Annotated in this window: 15 protein-coding genes and 1 pseudogene; 5 read left to right on the forward strand and 11 right to left on the reverse strand. The window is 58.5% G+C overall.

The annotated features are described in order from the left end of the window. Positions 1-47: 47 nt before the first annotated feature. Entirely contained in the window at positions 48-512 is a 465-nt protein-coding gene (locus JQ845_RS11075) for a TIGR02444 family protein (protein WP_160626407.1), read from the forward strand. Here JQ845_RS11075 and JQ845_RS11080 read toward each other — a convergent pair. Then, the gene (locus tag JQ845_RS11080) at positions 509-1,483 is read right to left on the reverse strand and encodes an AlgP family protein (RefSeq protein WP_203008989.1); all 975 of its coding nucleotides are present in this window, start codon (positions 1,481-1,483) and stop codon (positions 509-511) included. The genes JQ845_RS11075 and JQ845_RS11080 overlap by 4 nt on opposite strands. 246 nt (positions 1,484-1,729) lie before the next feature. Here JQ845_RS11080 and JQ845_RS11085 point away from each other — a divergent pair, with 246 nt between their 5' ends. Further along, positions 1,730-2,395 carry an FKBP-type peptidyl-prolyl cis-trans isomerase gene (locus JQ845_RS11085; protein ID WP_003438256.1) on the forward strand — a complete coding sequence of 222 codons (666 nt, stop codon included), beginning with the start codon at positions 1,730-1,732 and terminating at the stop codon, positions 2,393-2,395. 55 nt (positions 2,396-2,450) lie between these two features. Here the strand turns inward: JQ845_RS11085 and JQ845_RS11090 are convergent, their stop codons facing one another. The 8 genes and pseudogenes from JQ845_RS11090 to JQ845_RS11125 form a co-directional block, all read right to left on the reverse strand. Then, positions 2,451-2,936, reverse strand: a complete 486-nt coding sequence (locus tag JQ845_RS11090; RefSeq protein WP_003438254.1) for an Rsd/AlgQ family anti-sigma factor — start codon at positions 2,934-2,936, stop codon at positions 2,451-2,453. A gap of 177 nt (positions 2,937-3,113) precedes the next feature. Next, complete coding sequence (locus JQ845_RS11095) at positions 3,114-3,653, reverse strand: disulfide bond formation protein B (RefSeq protein WP_010656885.1); 540 nt, start codon at positions 3,651-3,653, stop codon at positions 3,114-3,116. A gap of 215 nt (positions 3,654-3,868) precedes the next feature. Further along, entirely contained in the window at positions 3,869-5,110 is a 1,242-nt protein-coding gene (locus tag JQ845_RS11100) for a heme biosynthesis protein HemY (RefSeq protein WP_003438249.1), read from the reverse strand. Further along, on the reverse strand, positions 5,107-6,240 hold the full coding sequence (locus tag JQ845_RS11105) for a uroporphyrinogen-III C-methyltransferase (protein ID WP_203008990.1): 1,134 nt from the start codon (positions 6,238-6,240) through the stop codon (positions 5,107-5,109). Before JQ845_RS11105 ends, JQ845_RS11100 begins: the two co-directional genes overlap by 4 nt. Positions 6,241-6,256: 16 nt before the next feature. Further along, complete coding sequence (locus JQ845_RS11110) at positions 6,257-7,024, reverse strand: uroporphyrinogen-III synthase (protein ID WP_003438244.1); 768 nt, start codon at positions 7,022-7,024, stop codon at positions 6,257-6,259. Beyond that, positions 7,021-7,962 (reverse strand): hydroxymethylbilane synthase, encoded by a 942-nt coding sequence (gene hemC / locus JQ845_RS11115; protein WP_003438240.1) that lies wholly within the window; start codon positions 7,960-7,962, stop codon positions 7,021-7,023. Before hemC ends, JQ845_RS11110 begins: the two co-directional genes overlap by 4 nt. Positions 7,963-8,084: 122 nt before the next feature. Further along, entirely contained in the window at positions 8,085-8,831 is a 747-nt protein-coding gene (locus tag JQ845_RS11120; protein WP_003438237.1) for a LytR/AlgR family response regulator transcription factor, read from the reverse strand. Then, a pseudogene (locus JQ845_RS11125) lies at positions 8,828-8,950 on the reverse strand (sensor histidine kinase); the annotation flags it as partial. The pseudogene JQ845_RS11125 and the gene JQ845_RS11120, both read right to left, overlap by 4 nt. 265 nt (positions 8,951-9,215) lie before the next feature. Here JQ845_RS11125 and argH point away from each other — a divergent pair. Beyond that, positions 9,216-10,610, forward strand: coding sequence for an argininosuccinate lyase (gene argH / locus JQ845_RS11130; RefSeq protein ID WP_010656887.1), 1,395 nt, complete (start codon positions 9,216-9,218; stop codon positions 10,608-10,610). A 106-nt stretch (positions 10,611-10,716) separates the two neighbouring features. Here the strand turns inward: argH and JQ845_RS11135 are convergent, their stop codons facing one another. After that, positions 10,717-11,376: a glutathione S-transferase family protein gene (locus tag JQ845_RS11135; RefSeq protein WP_003438231.1), complete on the reverse strand. Its 660-nt coding sequence runs from the start codon at positions 11,374-11,376 to the stop codon at positions 10,717-10,719. A gap of 125 nt (positions 11,377-11,501) precedes the next feature. Here JQ845_RS11135 and JQ845_RS11140 point away from each other — a divergent pair, with 125 nt between their 5' ends. Then, positions 11,502-11,786 (forward strand): hypothetical protein, encoded by a 285-nt coding sequence (locus tag JQ845_RS11140; RefSeq protein ID WP_003438228.1) that lies wholly within the window; start codon positions 11,502-11,504, stop codon positions 11,784-11,786. Between the two features lie 8 nt (positions 11,787-11,794). Here JQ845_RS11140 and dibA read toward each other — a convergent pair whose 3' ends face one another. After that, on the reverse strand, positions 11,795-13,717 hold the full coding sequence (gene dibA / locus JQ845_RS11145; RefSeq protein ID WP_003438225.1) for a phosphodiesterase DibA: 1,923 nt from the start codon (positions 13,715-13,717) through the stop codon (positions 11,795-11,797). A 149-nt stretch (positions 13,718-13,866) separates the two neighbouring features. Between dibA and desA the strand changes: the two genes are divergently transcribed. Next, positions 13,867-15,051 carry a delta-9 fatty acid desaturase DesA gene (desA, locus tag JQ845_RS11150; RefSeq protein ID WP_003438223.1) on the forward strand — a complete coding sequence of 395 codons (1,185 nt, stop codon included), beginning with the start codon at positions 13,867-13,869 and terminating at the stop codon, positions 15,049-15,051. The last annotated feature ends 36 nt before the right edge of the window (positions 15,052-15,087 follow it).

The following is a 15,087-nucleotide window of genomic DNA, read 5'->3' on the forward strand; positions in this document are numbered from 1 at the left end:
GGCGGCGGAGTCTACCAGCTTCCCTCTCAACTGGCGCGAATTGCACTATGCAGACTGACCTGTGGAATTACTGTTTGAACCTCTATGCCCGGCCCGGGGTAGAGCAAGCGTGTCTGAGCCTGCAAGCGCAGGGCCTGGATGTGTGCCTGTTGCTCTGTGCGGCCTGGTTGCAAGAGCGCGGGGTGGCTTGCAGCGAAGCGCGCCTTGAACATTTAAAAGTCTGCGCCGGGCCATGGCAACGCGAAGTGGTGCAACCGTTACGCCAGCTGCGGATCCGGTGGCGCGATGCGGCCGCACAGGATGATTCGCTGAGCGCGCTACGCATGCAAGTCAAGGCTTTGGAGCTGGAGGCTGAGCGTACGTTATTGCAACGCCTGGAGGCGGCAACACAAGGCTGGTCGTCAACCCGGTCCGGGGACAATTGCGACTGGTTGAACAAGATGGCGAGCAGTGCCAGCCATCCTGATTGCGACGCGCTGCACAGGCTGCGCGCCGCAATCAACCGCGCTTAGGAAGCGCTGGAGGGGGTTGTAGCCGGGGTTGCTGCAGGTGCCGGAGTTGGCGCCGGCGCAGTGGCCACTGGTGCCGCAGCGGGGGTTGTAGCCGGTTTGGCAGCAGTGGCGGCCGGCTTGGCTGCCACAGGCTTTTTAACAGCCGGTTTGGCTGGTGCCTTGGCGGCTGGTTTAACCACAGGCTTGGCCGGCGCTTTGGCGGCTACGGCAGGTTTGGCGGCAGCAGGTTTGGCGGCGGGCTTGGCCGCTACGGCAGGCTTGGCTGCTGGTTTGGCCGCAGGCTTGGCGGCAGCGGTTTTGACCGCAGGTTTGGCCGCGACTTTGGCAGGGGCTTTAGCCGGTGCTTTGGCCGCTGCCGGCTTGGCCGCAGGTTTTGCAGCAGCTGTTTTAGCGGCTGCTGGCTTGGCGGCAGGGGCTTTGGCTGCTACCGGCCTGGCCGCAGGCTTCACTGCCGGCTTTTGTGCAGGCGCTTTGGCGGCAGGTTTGGCGGCTGCTTTAACCGGAGCCTTCGCGGAGGATTTAGCGGAGGCTTTTGCTGCCGATTTTTTGCTCGACGCTGCAGGCTTGGCATCGCGAGTCGACAGGGCTTTGCTTACTGCCTCTTTGACCCGGCCAATGCCCTGGGCCAGTTTCAGGCTTTCCTGGGCATCGCGTTTGAGCTGCAAAATGTAGGTACGGGTTTCGGTCTGACGATCCTTGAGTGTATCGAGCAGATGCTCGAGCTCTTTAACCCCAGCCTTGGCTTTGGACTGCGCCTTGGACTTGCCTGCGTTAGCAGCGTCCTGCAGTTTTTCACGCGCCTTGTGCAGTTTTTCCTGAGCTTTGCCGCGCTGTTTTTCAAGCTTGGCGAGCAGTTTCTCAGCATCAGCCAACGCTTGAGAACAAGCGTTTTCCAAATGCTCAAGCAGACTGCCTGAGAGCTGTTGGAGCAGGTGCAACGGCGTATTAACAGGCTTCTTGTTGGCCGACATGGTTTACCTCCTGGCTGAAGTGAGTGCGGCTCATACTAGACCTCTGTAGTAAGCGCCGCTAGGGCATGTTGACACTAACGATAGCTGTGGGTTGCATGGCACTGAGAAACTTGTGCCAGATCAATCTTTAAGCTGCGCCCCGAGTAATTTTGTCGGGTGGCCAAACGTTTTTAAACCCCGAATAAAATCCGGAGTGCGCGCGTCGGCGCTGGCATAATCCCCCGCACTTCAGGCCGGAGAGTGCCCATGCCGCGTTACCTATTCTTGACGTTGTTGTGCCTTGCCCCTTTGACCCATGCGGCCACAACGCCAGGCTCCGATGCTGCCCATGACCTCGCTTACAGCATGGGCGCAAGCCTGGGTGAGCGTCTGCGTCAGGAAGTCCCCGAACTGCAACTGCAGGCGTTGATCGAAGGTCTGCGTACGGCTTACCAGGGCAAACCGCTGGCCTTGAGTGATGAGCGCATCGAGCAGATCCTCACCCTGCATCAGGCCCAGGCCGAAACCGCGTCAGCCCGCCCGCAGAGTGAAATGGCACTCGGCGCCGAGCGTGACTTTTTGTTGAAGGAAAAACAGCAACCACAGGCACGGGAGCTGGCTGACGGCATCATCCTCACCGAGCTCAAGCACGGCACAGGAGCCAGACCCGGCGTACAGGATTCGGTGTTGGTGAACTATGTAGGGCGGCTACCGGACGGCACCATATTCGACCAGAGCACTCAGCCTCAGTGGTTTCGCCTGGACAGCGTTATCGCGGGCTGGCGCAGTGCGCTGGTGCAGATGCCGGTCGGCGCCAAGTGGCGGCTGGCAATACCTTCCAGCCAGGCTTACGGCACAGAGGGTGCGGGAGATCTGATCGCGCCCTACACGCCCCTGGTATTTGAAGTCGAGTTGCTCGATATCAGAAAGTGAGCGGCCCATAACGAAAAATGGCGCGCCATGCGCACCATTTTCAACCCCGCCCCACCTAAGCCTCGATGGCTTGAACTTCTTCTTTTTGCTTGTGCGCGTTGTGCAGCACTTCAATCAGACAGTCTTCGAGTTCAAACCGCTCATGTAGCAGCTCTCCAAGCACCTGGAATTTCGCCGCCAGCTTTTCGCAGTCCGGACGGTGGTCCTTGCCATCGCATTGGTCGTTAAAATCCAGCGCGGCTTGTGTAATGGCTTCAAGTCTTGGGTAAATGGTACTGGCGACTTCAAGGCCTTTATCGTCTTCGAACGCTTTGGCTTCGTCGTTCAGCTGCTCATAAATTTCGAAATGGCCTGCCGAAACGTAATCTACCAATACCTGGCAAAACTCCTTTTGGGTTTTACGCTTGGGATTGGAAGACCTTTGCTCTACATCGACGGCATCGTAAGCCTTCACAAGTTCGCGGCGCTCATGCAACCAGTTATCAATTAGCTTGTGGACGCCATTAAAACGTTCCTGAGCACTCTGACATCTTTCTAGCATGACGGTCTCTCTTCCCTTGTGGGCCCACGCCGCCTGACTGTAGCCAGGCCTGTCTGAACCCAAATGTGCAAAGCGCACCGGTATTGGGCGGCATAATTCCAATAATGCGTGCGGGCCAGATTATGCCCGCACGGCAACTGCTTCAAGGTACCCACGAGAGAATGTTCATACAAGCGTTTAATACTTACTGCTACTCCGGGTCGCAGGCGCACGGGGTTTGCGATAGTAAATCGAGCTGACGACCTGAAAGCCGCCAGCGATACTCAAGCCGACAAAGGCCAGCAGGCTTAGCTCGGGAATGCTCAGATCAAGCACGGTCCAGCTGATGTGTGCGCATACATCGTTTCCCCGATAGATCATCGAGAATATTTCATTCAGGGACAGGTCGCGCCAGATACTGGCCAGATCGGGTTGGCAAAACATCAGCTGTTCGGGCGCCAGACGTTGCATCAGCACCTGTCTCAGTGCGCTCGCAGCGCCACCCAGGGCCAGCAGCATGGACGCAATGGAATAGCCCCACATGCCCGCACGACGCGGGCCATGCACATAGCCCATCAGGTTGACCAGGCATATCCCCAGCAAAAAGCCGCGTTGTGCCTGGCATAACAGGCAGGGCTCGAGCCCCACCCCGTATTCCAGGAACAATGAAGCGCCCATGGTCAAAGCCGCGGCCAGAAACACTAAAAGAAAAATGAACCGTGAGCATGCCAGGGACATGGCTTTTCCGTAACAAAATAGACAGTCGATTACGGTAGATGAAAGCCATCAGCCCTTTCAAGGTCGCCCGCTAGGAACTGTCCGAAAGAACGTACGCAATTGCCAATAGATCAGGTAATCCTTACGAATGGGCTTCGTAAGACATGTCAGCCAGTGTCGCGCTATCTGACCTGCAACGTCCGGCTTGCGCCCATGCGCAAGCCGGACTGCGCCATTTACAGGCTGGTGGCCGTAGCCGGCAAAGGCAGCGCCAGCAAACGCTCATCCAGCAGATTCAAACCTTCCTGAAACAACTGGTTGCTGCGTGTCGTGTCGCCCAATTGCGCCAACAGTCGCGCCAGCTCGGCACAGGCTTCAGGGTTGCGCTCGATTTTCAGGCTGCTTTCAAGATAGTCCCGCGCCTTGCCCCACAGACTGTTTTGCAGACACAAACGACCCAGGGTGAGCAGTAAACTGGCGTCGCCGGGATGCGTCTTGAGCCAGCCTTCTGCAGTCTGCAACTGCTTCACTGGATCGCTGCCCCGCAGCAGGCCATAGAGGCGCACCAGATGGCTGTCGTAGTTGCGCTTGAGCGCTCCACGCAGGACTTCCTCTGCCTCGGCTTGCGCACCCAGACGGCGCAATTGCTCAGCGTATGCCAGCACCAGAGCGGGCTCCTGGCGCTGGGCTGAAGTGAGTTGTTGCCAGGCGCGCTGAAGCGATTGCAGCCCTGCTTCGCCTTCGGTTTCGCGCTGAGCCGCGAAGCTGAGATTCTTGCCCCAGGCACGACGCTCCAGTTCCGCCAGCTCACTGGCCGGCAGCACCTTGTCTTTGCGTAACTCGGGCAGTAACCGGATCAGTGCCGTCCAGTCACCACGCTGTTGATACAGGCGCTGCAACTGACGCAATACCTGAGCATTGTGCGGATGGCGCTCATGCATGGCCTGCAAGGTGGTCAACGCACCTTGGGTGTCAGCGCGATCCATCTGCAACTGGGCATGACTCAGCGCTATCGCCAGTTCGGCCTGGGGTTGACGCTCCAGAGCACGCTCAAGCAAGTTGTCGCTCTCTTCGTAGTGCCCCAGCTCGCTGGCTGCCCGTGCCGCCCCCAGGTAGTACAGCAAAGGCTGGCGCTCGGCTTCGGCGGCGCGTGTCAGGTGTTTCTGGGCACTGGCCCAGCGCCCTTCAGCGAGGTCAATTTGCCCATTCTCGATGGCAATCTGCGTGCGCCGGCTGCGGTTGCGCCGCGACCACGGATTGACCAGACCGGTCGACGCCGTGACCAGCTCGACCAGCAGCTTGATGCCCCAGACCAGCAACCAGAGCACCACCAGCAGCGCCAAAGTGGCCCATAGGCTGGATTCGTAACGGAAGCTTTTGTAGGCGATTAATACGTAGCCCGAGTCTTCGGCGATTGCCAGGCCGATGCAGGCCGCAGCTGCAATCAACAAAAACACAATCACATAAAAGCGTCTCATGGGCTGGTCTCCTGCGCCGGGTTGGCAGCCGCCTTGCCCGGCTCATCAGCATTCACGTTGCGACGCTCAAGATAGGCCTGTACCGCACTCAAGGTGCCAGCAAGATCCGGGGTTTTCACCGTGACCGGTTGCTTGCTCAGCTCAATCACCTGTTCAAGGATTTTTTTGCTTTGCGTATTGTCCGGATTGAAGTTGCCCTTGAGCACTTCTTGCGCTTGCGCCAAAGCCTGGGCGTAGACCGCTGCCTGGCCGTTCAGGGCGGCCCACTGGGCCTGTTCCAGCGCCAGACTCAGGGCCAGGCGCACCTGCGTCAGGCTCTGACCTGCCAGCAGCGGCCGCACATTTTTATCGGCGTTGAAATCAATGCGGATGTAGTGCGAGATTTCATCCCACCATTGCGCCCAGCGGCTCGCACCATCGCCATCGGCCGTAAGGCCCAGCAGCGAGTCGCCAGCATCCTTGTATTGCGGAGCCAATGCATTGAGGTCTGCCACCTGATCGCGCAAGGCGCCCAGCTTCAGGAACAGCCCGGTACGGTCCGGCTGCTCAACGCTGCGCAATGCGGTCAAGCTTTTGGCCAGCTGTTCACGTGCGGCGAAAGAGCCGGGGTCATTCTGCTCGCGAAGAATGTCATCGGCGCCCTGCACCAGTGCCTGTGCGCTGCTGATGTCCTGCAATGCCGACAAGCGCAGGCTGGCCAGGCGCAGCAAGTGCTCGGCCTCGGCCAGACGCCAATCCTTGCGGCTGGCGCCCAGTACCGTCTCCAGGCGCTGATTGAGGCGCTGTTGATCGCCTTGCAACTGCACGACCAACTGGCGCTGGTTATCCAGCTCGCTGGCGGATGGCAGCTGGTTAAGGCGCGTCAGCAGGACTTGCTCGGTTTGCTTGATCGACAGTGTTTGTGCCGACAGGGCCTGGACTTCGCCCAGTTGTTGTTCGGTGTTGGTTTGCAGGTGACGCACCTGCCACACCCCCCAACCGCCGACAGCCACACCGGCGGCACCCAGCAGCAGTGCAACCACGGCCAGGCCATTGCCCCGACGCTCCGGCGTCGTAACAGGCTTTTGAGCCAACGCTTCCGGCGCCGGCTGCACGTGTTCTTTTGGCACGACTGTATCGCTATCGCTCACGTATCCATCCTTTGCATTAGAAAGCGGGTACGGGATGCTCCCGTAGCGCCGCCAGCAAAGCCGTGGCACTTGCGCCACGACAATCCACAACGTTTTTCGCCCCTGCGCTGCGCGCTATCTCGGCAACCCGAGGGCTTGGAACAAACAACGGTAAACGTGCCAACCCGGGCCAGGCAAGGCCCGACAAGCGGTGTAAATGTTCAAAGCCCTGCCCACTGCTGACCACCAGACCGTTCAGGCGTTCCACTTTGACCCGCTCGGGCAGTACCTGCGCCGGGTATGACGGCAACTCTCGACGGTAAAGTTCAAGGTAGTCGACCCGGGCACCCAGACCTCGAAGGCGGTCAGCCAGCAGCTCTCTGCCGCCCTCGCCACGCAGGATAAGAACCCTGGGATCAGCACACCCGACTGCCTGGATAAACACCGGCAGCGCCAACAGGGCTTCGCTGTCGTCACCGCTTTGAGGGTAGCTAACATCAAGGCCGTGGTCGGTGAGAATCTGCGCCGTGGCGGCACCGACGCTGAACCACTTTTGAGCGGGTGCTTGCCGCCAGTACTGCTTGACCAGCGCAACGCCAAGGCGGGCCGCCGGCTTGCTGACCACAATCACCGCGCAATAGCGGTCAATATTGGCAATCAGCTCCAACTGCTCATCAGTCAGCGCCAGCGGATGGATAGCCAGCAAGGGCAAGCTGCTGCTGAAAACCCCGGCGGCGGCCAGCTCGCTCGCCAAAACCGCCGATTCGTCAGCGGGCCGGGTCAGTAACAAGCGCCAGCCTGTCACTCGTGCCCTGCCTCACCATATACCGCCTGCAGAATGGCACCCGCTCCTTGAGCCAGCAGATCTTCAGCCACCTGTACCCCAAGCTCCGTAGCGGCACTTTGCGGGCCACGCGCCTCGGCGCTCAGGAGCAGTCCTCCGCCAGGGTCGCCCACCAGACCCCGGAGCCAGACCTGCTCACCTTCGAGCACCGCATAGCACGCAATCGGGACCTGACAGCCACCGTTCAAATGCTTGTTCAGCGAGCGCTCGGCAGTGACCCGCACAGCCGTGTCGGCATGGTGCAGCGGCGCCAGCAAGGCGTGAATTTCAGGGTCGCTGCTGCGGCACTCAATACCGACCGCGCCCTGCCCACCTGCCGGCAGACTGTGCTCAATGCTGATTGGCGAAGTGATGCGATCTTCAAAGCCCAAACGAATCAGTCCCGCAGCAGCAAGAATGATGGCGTCATATTCACCCGCATCCAGCTTGGCCAGACGGGTATTGACGTTACCGCGCAGGAAGCGGATTTCGAGGTCCGGGCGACGGGTTAAAAGCTGGGCCTGGCGGCGCAGGCTCGAGGTGCCGACAACACTGCCCTGGGGCAAATCGTCGAGGCTGGCAAAGGTATTGGAGACAAAGGCATCGCGCGGGTCTTCGCGCTCACAAATGCAAAACAGGCCCAGACCTTCAGGGAAGTCCATGGGCACGTCTTTCATCGAGTGCACTGCGATGTCGGCTTCGTTTTCGAGCAAAGCCGTTTCAAGCTCCTTGACGAACAGACCCTTGCCGCCGATTTTCGACAGTGGCGAGTCCAGCAGCTTGTCGCCACGGCTGACCATGGGCACCAGCGTCACCACAAGAGCCGGGTGAGCCTGCTCCAAACGGGCTTTGACGTATTCGGCCTGCCACAGAGCCAGGGCGCTTTTACGGGTAGCGATGCGGATTTCGCGAGAGGACATGGATCAATCCGTACTGAAAAGATACGGCTGATAATAACAGCTCAGCCAAAACAGCTTTGACTTGTATCAGAAGTACCCGGCCTCCCTGGCCCAAAACCCGGCCCCGCGCCTGTTGGCGCGGGTTAGAGTTGCTGCATCATTTTGCGAACACCCGCTACATGCCGGCGGCTGACAATCAGCGCATCGCCATTCAAGCCCCTGAGAAACAGCTGGAAGTGCCCCAGCGGCGTTCGCTGCAGACGCTCGATCCGGTCACGGGCGACCAACGCATTACGGTGGATCCGTACGAAGCGCTGACCAAACTCGTCCTCAAGGGCTTTGAGTGGTTCGTCGAGCAGGACTTCGCCGCCTTCGTGGCGCAAGGTCACGTATTTATGGTCAGCAATAAAGTAAATCACCTGGTCGATAGGAATCAGCTCAATCCCTTTACGGGTTCTGGCACTGATGTGACTGCGTGGGCCACTGCCGGTTTGCGCGGCAGGACGGGTGAGGGCCGCCAGTTGAACGCGGTTGGGCCGGTGCGCCTCTTTCAATGCAGCACCCAGGGCTTCGGCGGTTGCCGGCTTGAGCACGTAGCTGACACCGCTCTCTTGCAGGGCCTGCAGGGAAAATTCGTCAGGGGCCACGGAAAAGACAACCGAGGGCGGTAATTCGCGCTCACATAATTTGGCTGCAACCTGCAGCCCATCGAGCCCCGGCAGGCGGATATCAAGTAACACGACATCCGGCTTGAGGTTTTCGATCAGGCTCAATGCCTCTTCGCCATGAGAGGCGCCAGGCTCCAGCAACGTGTAACCCCCGAGCGTACGGAGCACATCGCTCAAGTGCTCGCGGGCCAGAGGTTCGTCATCAACGATCAGGACATTCATATAGCGCTGTATTCCTGCGTGAGTCTCGCACAAGGATAGCGTAGACAGGTGATGTGACGGCTGTCACGGCGATCCACGCTAAGACTAGCGAAAAGGCCAAAAAGTGCCGCAAACCTCGCAGCAAAAAATCACCTGCATCTGTTGCTCGATTTAATACCGGATGCGTCTGGCATTCTACAAAGACATGCAATGACTCATCCATACGAGCAACTGTAGACGGTTGCCAAGACGAAAGTACTCAATCAATACATTTCGTTCCGGTATTTGTTTATACCTTACTTCCCCTGAAACCTGCCGACCTGGGTCAACGCCACGATTGGCAACCCTGTTATGATCTGCAGTAACTTTCTGTGTAACTCCCCTCAGCCGATTACGAGCGAATCCATGAGCACCGACAAGACCAATCAGTCCTGGGGCGGCCGCTTCAGTGAACCCGTCGACGCCTTCGTTGCGCGCTTCACTGCCTCCGTCACTTTCGACCAGCGCCTTTATCGTCACGACATCATGGGCTCCGTGGCCCACGCCACTATGCTGGCCAAGGTCGGCGTGCTGACTGATGCCGAGCGTGACAGCATCATCGAAGGCCTGAAAACCATCCAGAGCGAAATCGAAGCCGGCACCTTTGACTGGCGCATCGATCTGGAAGACGTGCACATGAACATCGAAGCGCGTCTGACCGACCGCATCGGCGTAACCGGCAAGAAACTGCACACCGGACGTAGCCGCAACGATCAGGTCGCCACCGACATCCGCTTGTGGCTGCGCGACGAGATTGACCTGATCCTGTCTGAAATCACACGTCTGCAAAAAGGTCTGCTGGAGCAGGCCGAGCGCGAAGCCGAGACCATCATGCCCGGCTTCACTCACCTGCAAACCGCCCAGCCGGTGACATTCGGTCACCACATGCTGGCATGGTTCGAGATGCTCAGCCGCGACTATGAACGTCTGGTCGACTGCCGCAAACGCACCAACCGCATGCCGCTGGGCAGCGCGGCACTGGCCGGTACCACCTACCCGATCGACCGCGAATTCACTGCTCAGTTGCTCGGCTTTGATTCCGTGGGCGGTAACTCGCTGGACAACGTGTCCGATCGCGATTTCGCCATCGAGTTCTGCGCTGCGGCCAGCATTGCAATGATGCACCTGTCACGCTTCTCCGAAGAGCTGGTGCTATGGACCAGCGCCCAGTTCCAGTTCATTGATCTGCCAGACCGCTTCTGCACCGGCAGTTCGATCATGCCGCAAAAGAAAAACCCGGACGTACCGGAACTGGTTCGTGGCAAAAGCGGCCGTGTCTTCGGCGCTCTGATGGGCCTGCTGACCCTGATGAAAGGCCAGCCACTGGCCTACAACAAGGACAACCAGGAAGACAAGGAACCGCTGTTCGACGCGGCTGACACCTTGCGCGACTCGTTGCGTGCGTTTGCAGACATGATCCCTGCGATCAAGCCCAAGCACGCGATCATGCGTGAAGCGGCATTGCGCGGCTTCTCGACCGCCACTGACCTGGCCGACTATCTGGTTCGCCGTGGCCTGCCGTTCCGCGACTGCCACGAAATCGTCGGCCACGCCGTGAAGTACGGCGTGGAGACCGGCAAGGATCTGGCTGAAATGAGCCTCGAAGAACTGCGCAAGTTCAGCGATCAGATCGAAGACGACGTCTTTGCCGTACTGACCCTGGAAGGCTCGGTCAATGCCCGCGACCACATCGGCGGCACTGCACCTGCACAGGTCAAGGCTGCGGTTGTTCGTGGCAAGGCACTGCTGGCCACTCGCTAACGCTATAACCGCTGCTGCAGGCAGCGGCTACAAGGTTTTGCGGGTTATAAAAAAACGGGCGCCATTTGAGCGCCCGTTTTTTATTGCCCTGCAAATCCCGGCAGGGTTATTTCTTGCTGCTGATCCAGGCCAGAAATTGCGGCATGGCCGCTTCCTTGTCGGCCACAATCCGCTGCACGTGGGGGTTGCGCTGCAGACGCTCCAGCAGTGCCCGGGCTGCCGGATGCTCTGCCAGCAGGTCCAGGCCGAACACCTTATGGCCAACAGCACAGGCCAGATCGACGCTGAACACAAAGTAAATGTCCGCCAGACTCAGCGTGTCACCTGCCACATAAGGCGCGAACTTGCCGTGTCGGCCCAGAGCAGCAATGCCCTCCAGCAACTCGACCCGGGCTTTGTCCCTGATCGCCTCGGGCACTTGCATGCCAAAGAAGGCTTCTCCATAACAGGCGCGCGCCGGCAATTCGATATACAACTCGATTTCCTTGGTCAGCGCCAACACCTGGGCACGCTCAAACGGATCGGACGGCAGCAGTTTTTCCCCCTGCTGGGTCTGTTCCAGGTATTCAAGAATCACACTGGTTTCGTTGATGAAGCCCTGATCGACGCCCAGCACCGGGACCTTGCCACGCGGACTGATCGCAAGTGCCTGCGGGGTCTGTCCGGCAAAAAACGGGACTTCTTCGAATGGGACGCCCTTCTCCAGCAACGCCAGCTTGACCATGTTGTAGTAGTTGCTGACTGCGAATCCATAAAGCTTGATCATTACAAAGCCTCCAGGCCGTATCGGGGTTGGCAGCCGTTGTTATAGAACTTCGCCGCTACACTGGCTAGCAGCATCAGCCACGTGAATACAGTTAGACTGCCCGCCTTTACTTGAGGAGCCTGCCCATGAGCGAGCCAGTTGATATCGATAACGACGAAGAAGAGTTCGCCGAATCCACACTGATCCAGGCGATTGAAAACCAGATCGAAAGCGACAACCCGCCTGCAGCCAAAGCCACGTTCAACAAGTTGACGCTGGTGGGCTACGAACGCGAAGAAATCCTGCAGATGATGGCCCACGTGCTGGCCGTAGAGATTGACGCGATCCTCGAAGAAGATCGCGCCTTCAACACCGAGTGGTACGAAGCAGCCCTGCGTGCACTGCCGACCCTGCCACCCGAGAAAAACTGAGTCGCGGCTCAGGGCCCAATGGCGGGGGCTCGCTGCCAGTCCAGTTCACTGGCAGGCATCGGGCGCCCAAACCAGTAGCCCTGGCCCAGATCACATTTCAAGTCGAGCAGGAACTTCGCCTGCGCGGCTTGCTCGATACCCTCGGCATGTACTTGCAGGCCCATGCTTTGCGACAACGCGATGACCGCCCGGACAATGGCCACATCGTCATTGTCATCCGGCAGCCCCGCGACAAACCCCTGATCGATCTTGAGTTTCTGCACAGGCAATTGCTTGAGCCGCAGCAGTGATGAAAAACCCGTTCCAAAATCATCGATGGCCAGTCTCAAACCCAGCTTGCGCAAACGGTGCATCTGCTCAAGGGCCCCCTGGGAGTCCTCCATCACGGCACTTTCAGTGACTTCCAGCTCCAATAACGCCGGGTCCAGACCGGTATCGGCCAGCACCGTGGAGACCAGGTTGTACAGCTCGGGACGGGCAAACAACCGGCTGGAAATATTGACCGCGACAAACGACAACTCTACCCCGGCAGATTGCCACTGACACATCTGCCAACAGGCCTGTTCCAATACCCAGGCGTCGATTTCGGCAATCAGCCCGGTACGTTCGGCAATGGGAATAAATTCCCCCGGCGCCACCAGCCCGCGCAGTGGATGTTGCCAGCGCACCAGTGCTTCGACGCCGATCAGTCGACTGTTCTGCAGGTCGTGAACCGGCTGGTAGTACACACGCAGCTCTTGCTGCTCCAGGGCCCGGCGCAGATCGCTGGCCACCTCGATCCGGTACTGCGCATGGACGGTCAACTCTTCGGTGTACAGGGCGTAGCCTTCGCGGCCCGATTTTTTGGCCTTGAACAGGGCCGAGTCGGCGTTGCGCAGCAGTTGTTCAGCGTTCACTGCATCATTGGGAAACACACTGATGCCAACACTGGCACTGACAAACAACTGATGTTTATCGATCTCGAACGCGCCCTTCATCAGCTCCAGCACCTGCTGGGCCAGTGCGGCAGCCTGAGTCACCTGGGGACAACTTTCGACCAGCACGGCAAACTCGTCACCGCCCAGTCTGGCCACGGTGAAACCTTTGCCAAACACGCTCTGCAAACGCTCGGCAACAGCCTTGAGCAACAGGTCGCCGACGTTATGGCCGAGGCTGTCATTGATGATTTTGAAATGATCGAGATCGATCATCAGCAACGCACAGCCCGATGCGTGACGTTGTGCCGAGGCCAGCGCCTGTTCGGTACGATCGGTGAACAACAGTCGATTGGGCAGCTCTGTCAGTGGGTCGTGGTGCGCCAGCCGCGCCAGTTCGGTCTGGGATTTTTTAATCGCCGAGATATCGGTAAAGACCGCGACGTAATGGGTGACTTGCCCCTTGGAATCGGTGAGCGCACGCACGATTTGCCACTGCGGGTAGATCTCGCCACTTTTGCGCCGGTTCCAGATCTCGCCTTGCCAGTCACCGTTTTCCTGCAATGACTTGAACACCGCCTGATAGAACTCGGGGCCATGGCGCCCCGACTTGAACATGCTGGGCCGCTGGCCCAGAACTTCTTGTGCCGGGTAGCCGGTGATTTCCACCAGTGCGCGATTCACATGCACAATCACGCCATTGCGGTCGCTTACCAGCACTCCTTCGCGGGTACAGTCAAACACCACTGCTGCTTGGCGCAGACGCTCTTGATCCTGCCGTTGACGCTTCAAGCTGACGCCCTGCCCCAGAAAACCGGACAGGCGGCCAAGGGCGATAAAAATCAGGAAGGTGCTTATAAATGCCCAAACGTAACCATTTATGAGCTGCCAATGGGCCAACTGCGCTGAATCATCGAAATAACTGTTCAATAAATGATCAGTTATTTGCAGCCATAAAACCGATAACAGCCCGTATGACAAGGCCGCGCGCAAGGCATCGCGATAAGAAACCGACATAAGAAAGTCAAAGTACCTACAAAAAAAGGGGGATTATAAAGTAAGAAACATCAAGGCACTCTTATCTGAAAGGGCGACTGGTTTTATCTGGCTGCATGGGGATAATGCATGTTGCAGTTTTTTTTATCTTCCCGAGGGCCAAACAGCCTATGTGGTACAACGGTTTTCTCGACTTGTCAGCCTGGCAGCTGGTTGCAGTCACCCTGTTGATGACCCACGTGACCATTATCGGCGTCACGGTTTATCTACACCGCTATTCAGCGCACCGCTCCCTGGAGCTTAACGGTGGCCTGAAACACTTCTTCCGTTTCTGGCTGTGGCTGACCACGGCACAAAATACCCGCGAGTGGACAGCCATCCACCGTAAACACCATGCCAAGTGCGAAACCGCTGATGACCCCCATAGCCCGGTCATCAAAGGGTTATCGACCGTTTTGCGAAAAGGTGCAGAGCTATATCGCGAAGAGGCGCAGAACCCCGAGACGTTGCGTATTTACGGCAAAAACTGCCCTGAAGACTGGATTGAGCGCAATCTTTACTCGCGCTACAAAATGCTGGGTGTCAGTTTGATGCTGGTCATCGACCTGCTGCTGTTCGGTGCCATCGGCCTGACAATCTGGGCCATCCAGATGATGTGGATCCCGGTATGGGCAGCGGGCGTGGTCAACGGCCTGGGCCATGCAGTGGGCTATCGCAACTTTGAATGCCGCGATGCCGCGACCAATCTGGTGCCATGGGGCATCATCATTGGCGGCGAAGAACTGCACAACAACCACCATACCTACCCCAACTCGGCCAAGATGTCGGTCAAGAAGTGGGAATTTGACCTGGGCTGGGCCTGGATCAAAGTCTTCAGCTTTTTGCGTCTGGCCAAGGTTCAGCGTGTTGCTCCGATCGCCCACCGGGTTGAAGGCAAGGGCAGTCTGGACATGGACACCGCGATGGCGATCCTCAACAACCGTTTCCAGATCATGGCCCAGTACCGCAAGCTGGTGATCGCGCCGCTGGTGCAACAAGAACTGGCCAAGGTTGATCATTCGGTTCGCCACCAGTTCCGCCGCGCCAAGCGCCTGCTGTCGCGCGAAACCAGCCTGCTGGAAGAACGCCATCACCAGCGTATCGAAACCATGCTCGAGCACAGCCACTCGCTTAAAGTGATCTACGAGAAGCGTCTGGCCCTGCAACAGATCTGGCTCAAAACCAGCACCAATGGTCACGACATGCTGGCGGCGATCAAGGAATGGGTACATGAGGCAGAAGCCAGCGGAATTCAGTCGCTGCGCGAGTTTGCCCATCAGCTGAAAACCTACTCGCTGCGCCCTGCAGCGGTGTAAAGGCTACACAGCTCCCGCATGTCCCTGTGTGGGAGC

The organism is Pseudomonas paraversuta (assembly GCF_904063065.1).
GTDB classification, from domain to species: domain Bacteria; phylum Pseudomonadota; class Gammaproteobacteria; order Pseudomonadales; family Pseudomonadaceae; genus Aquipseudomonas; species Aquipseudomonas paraversuta.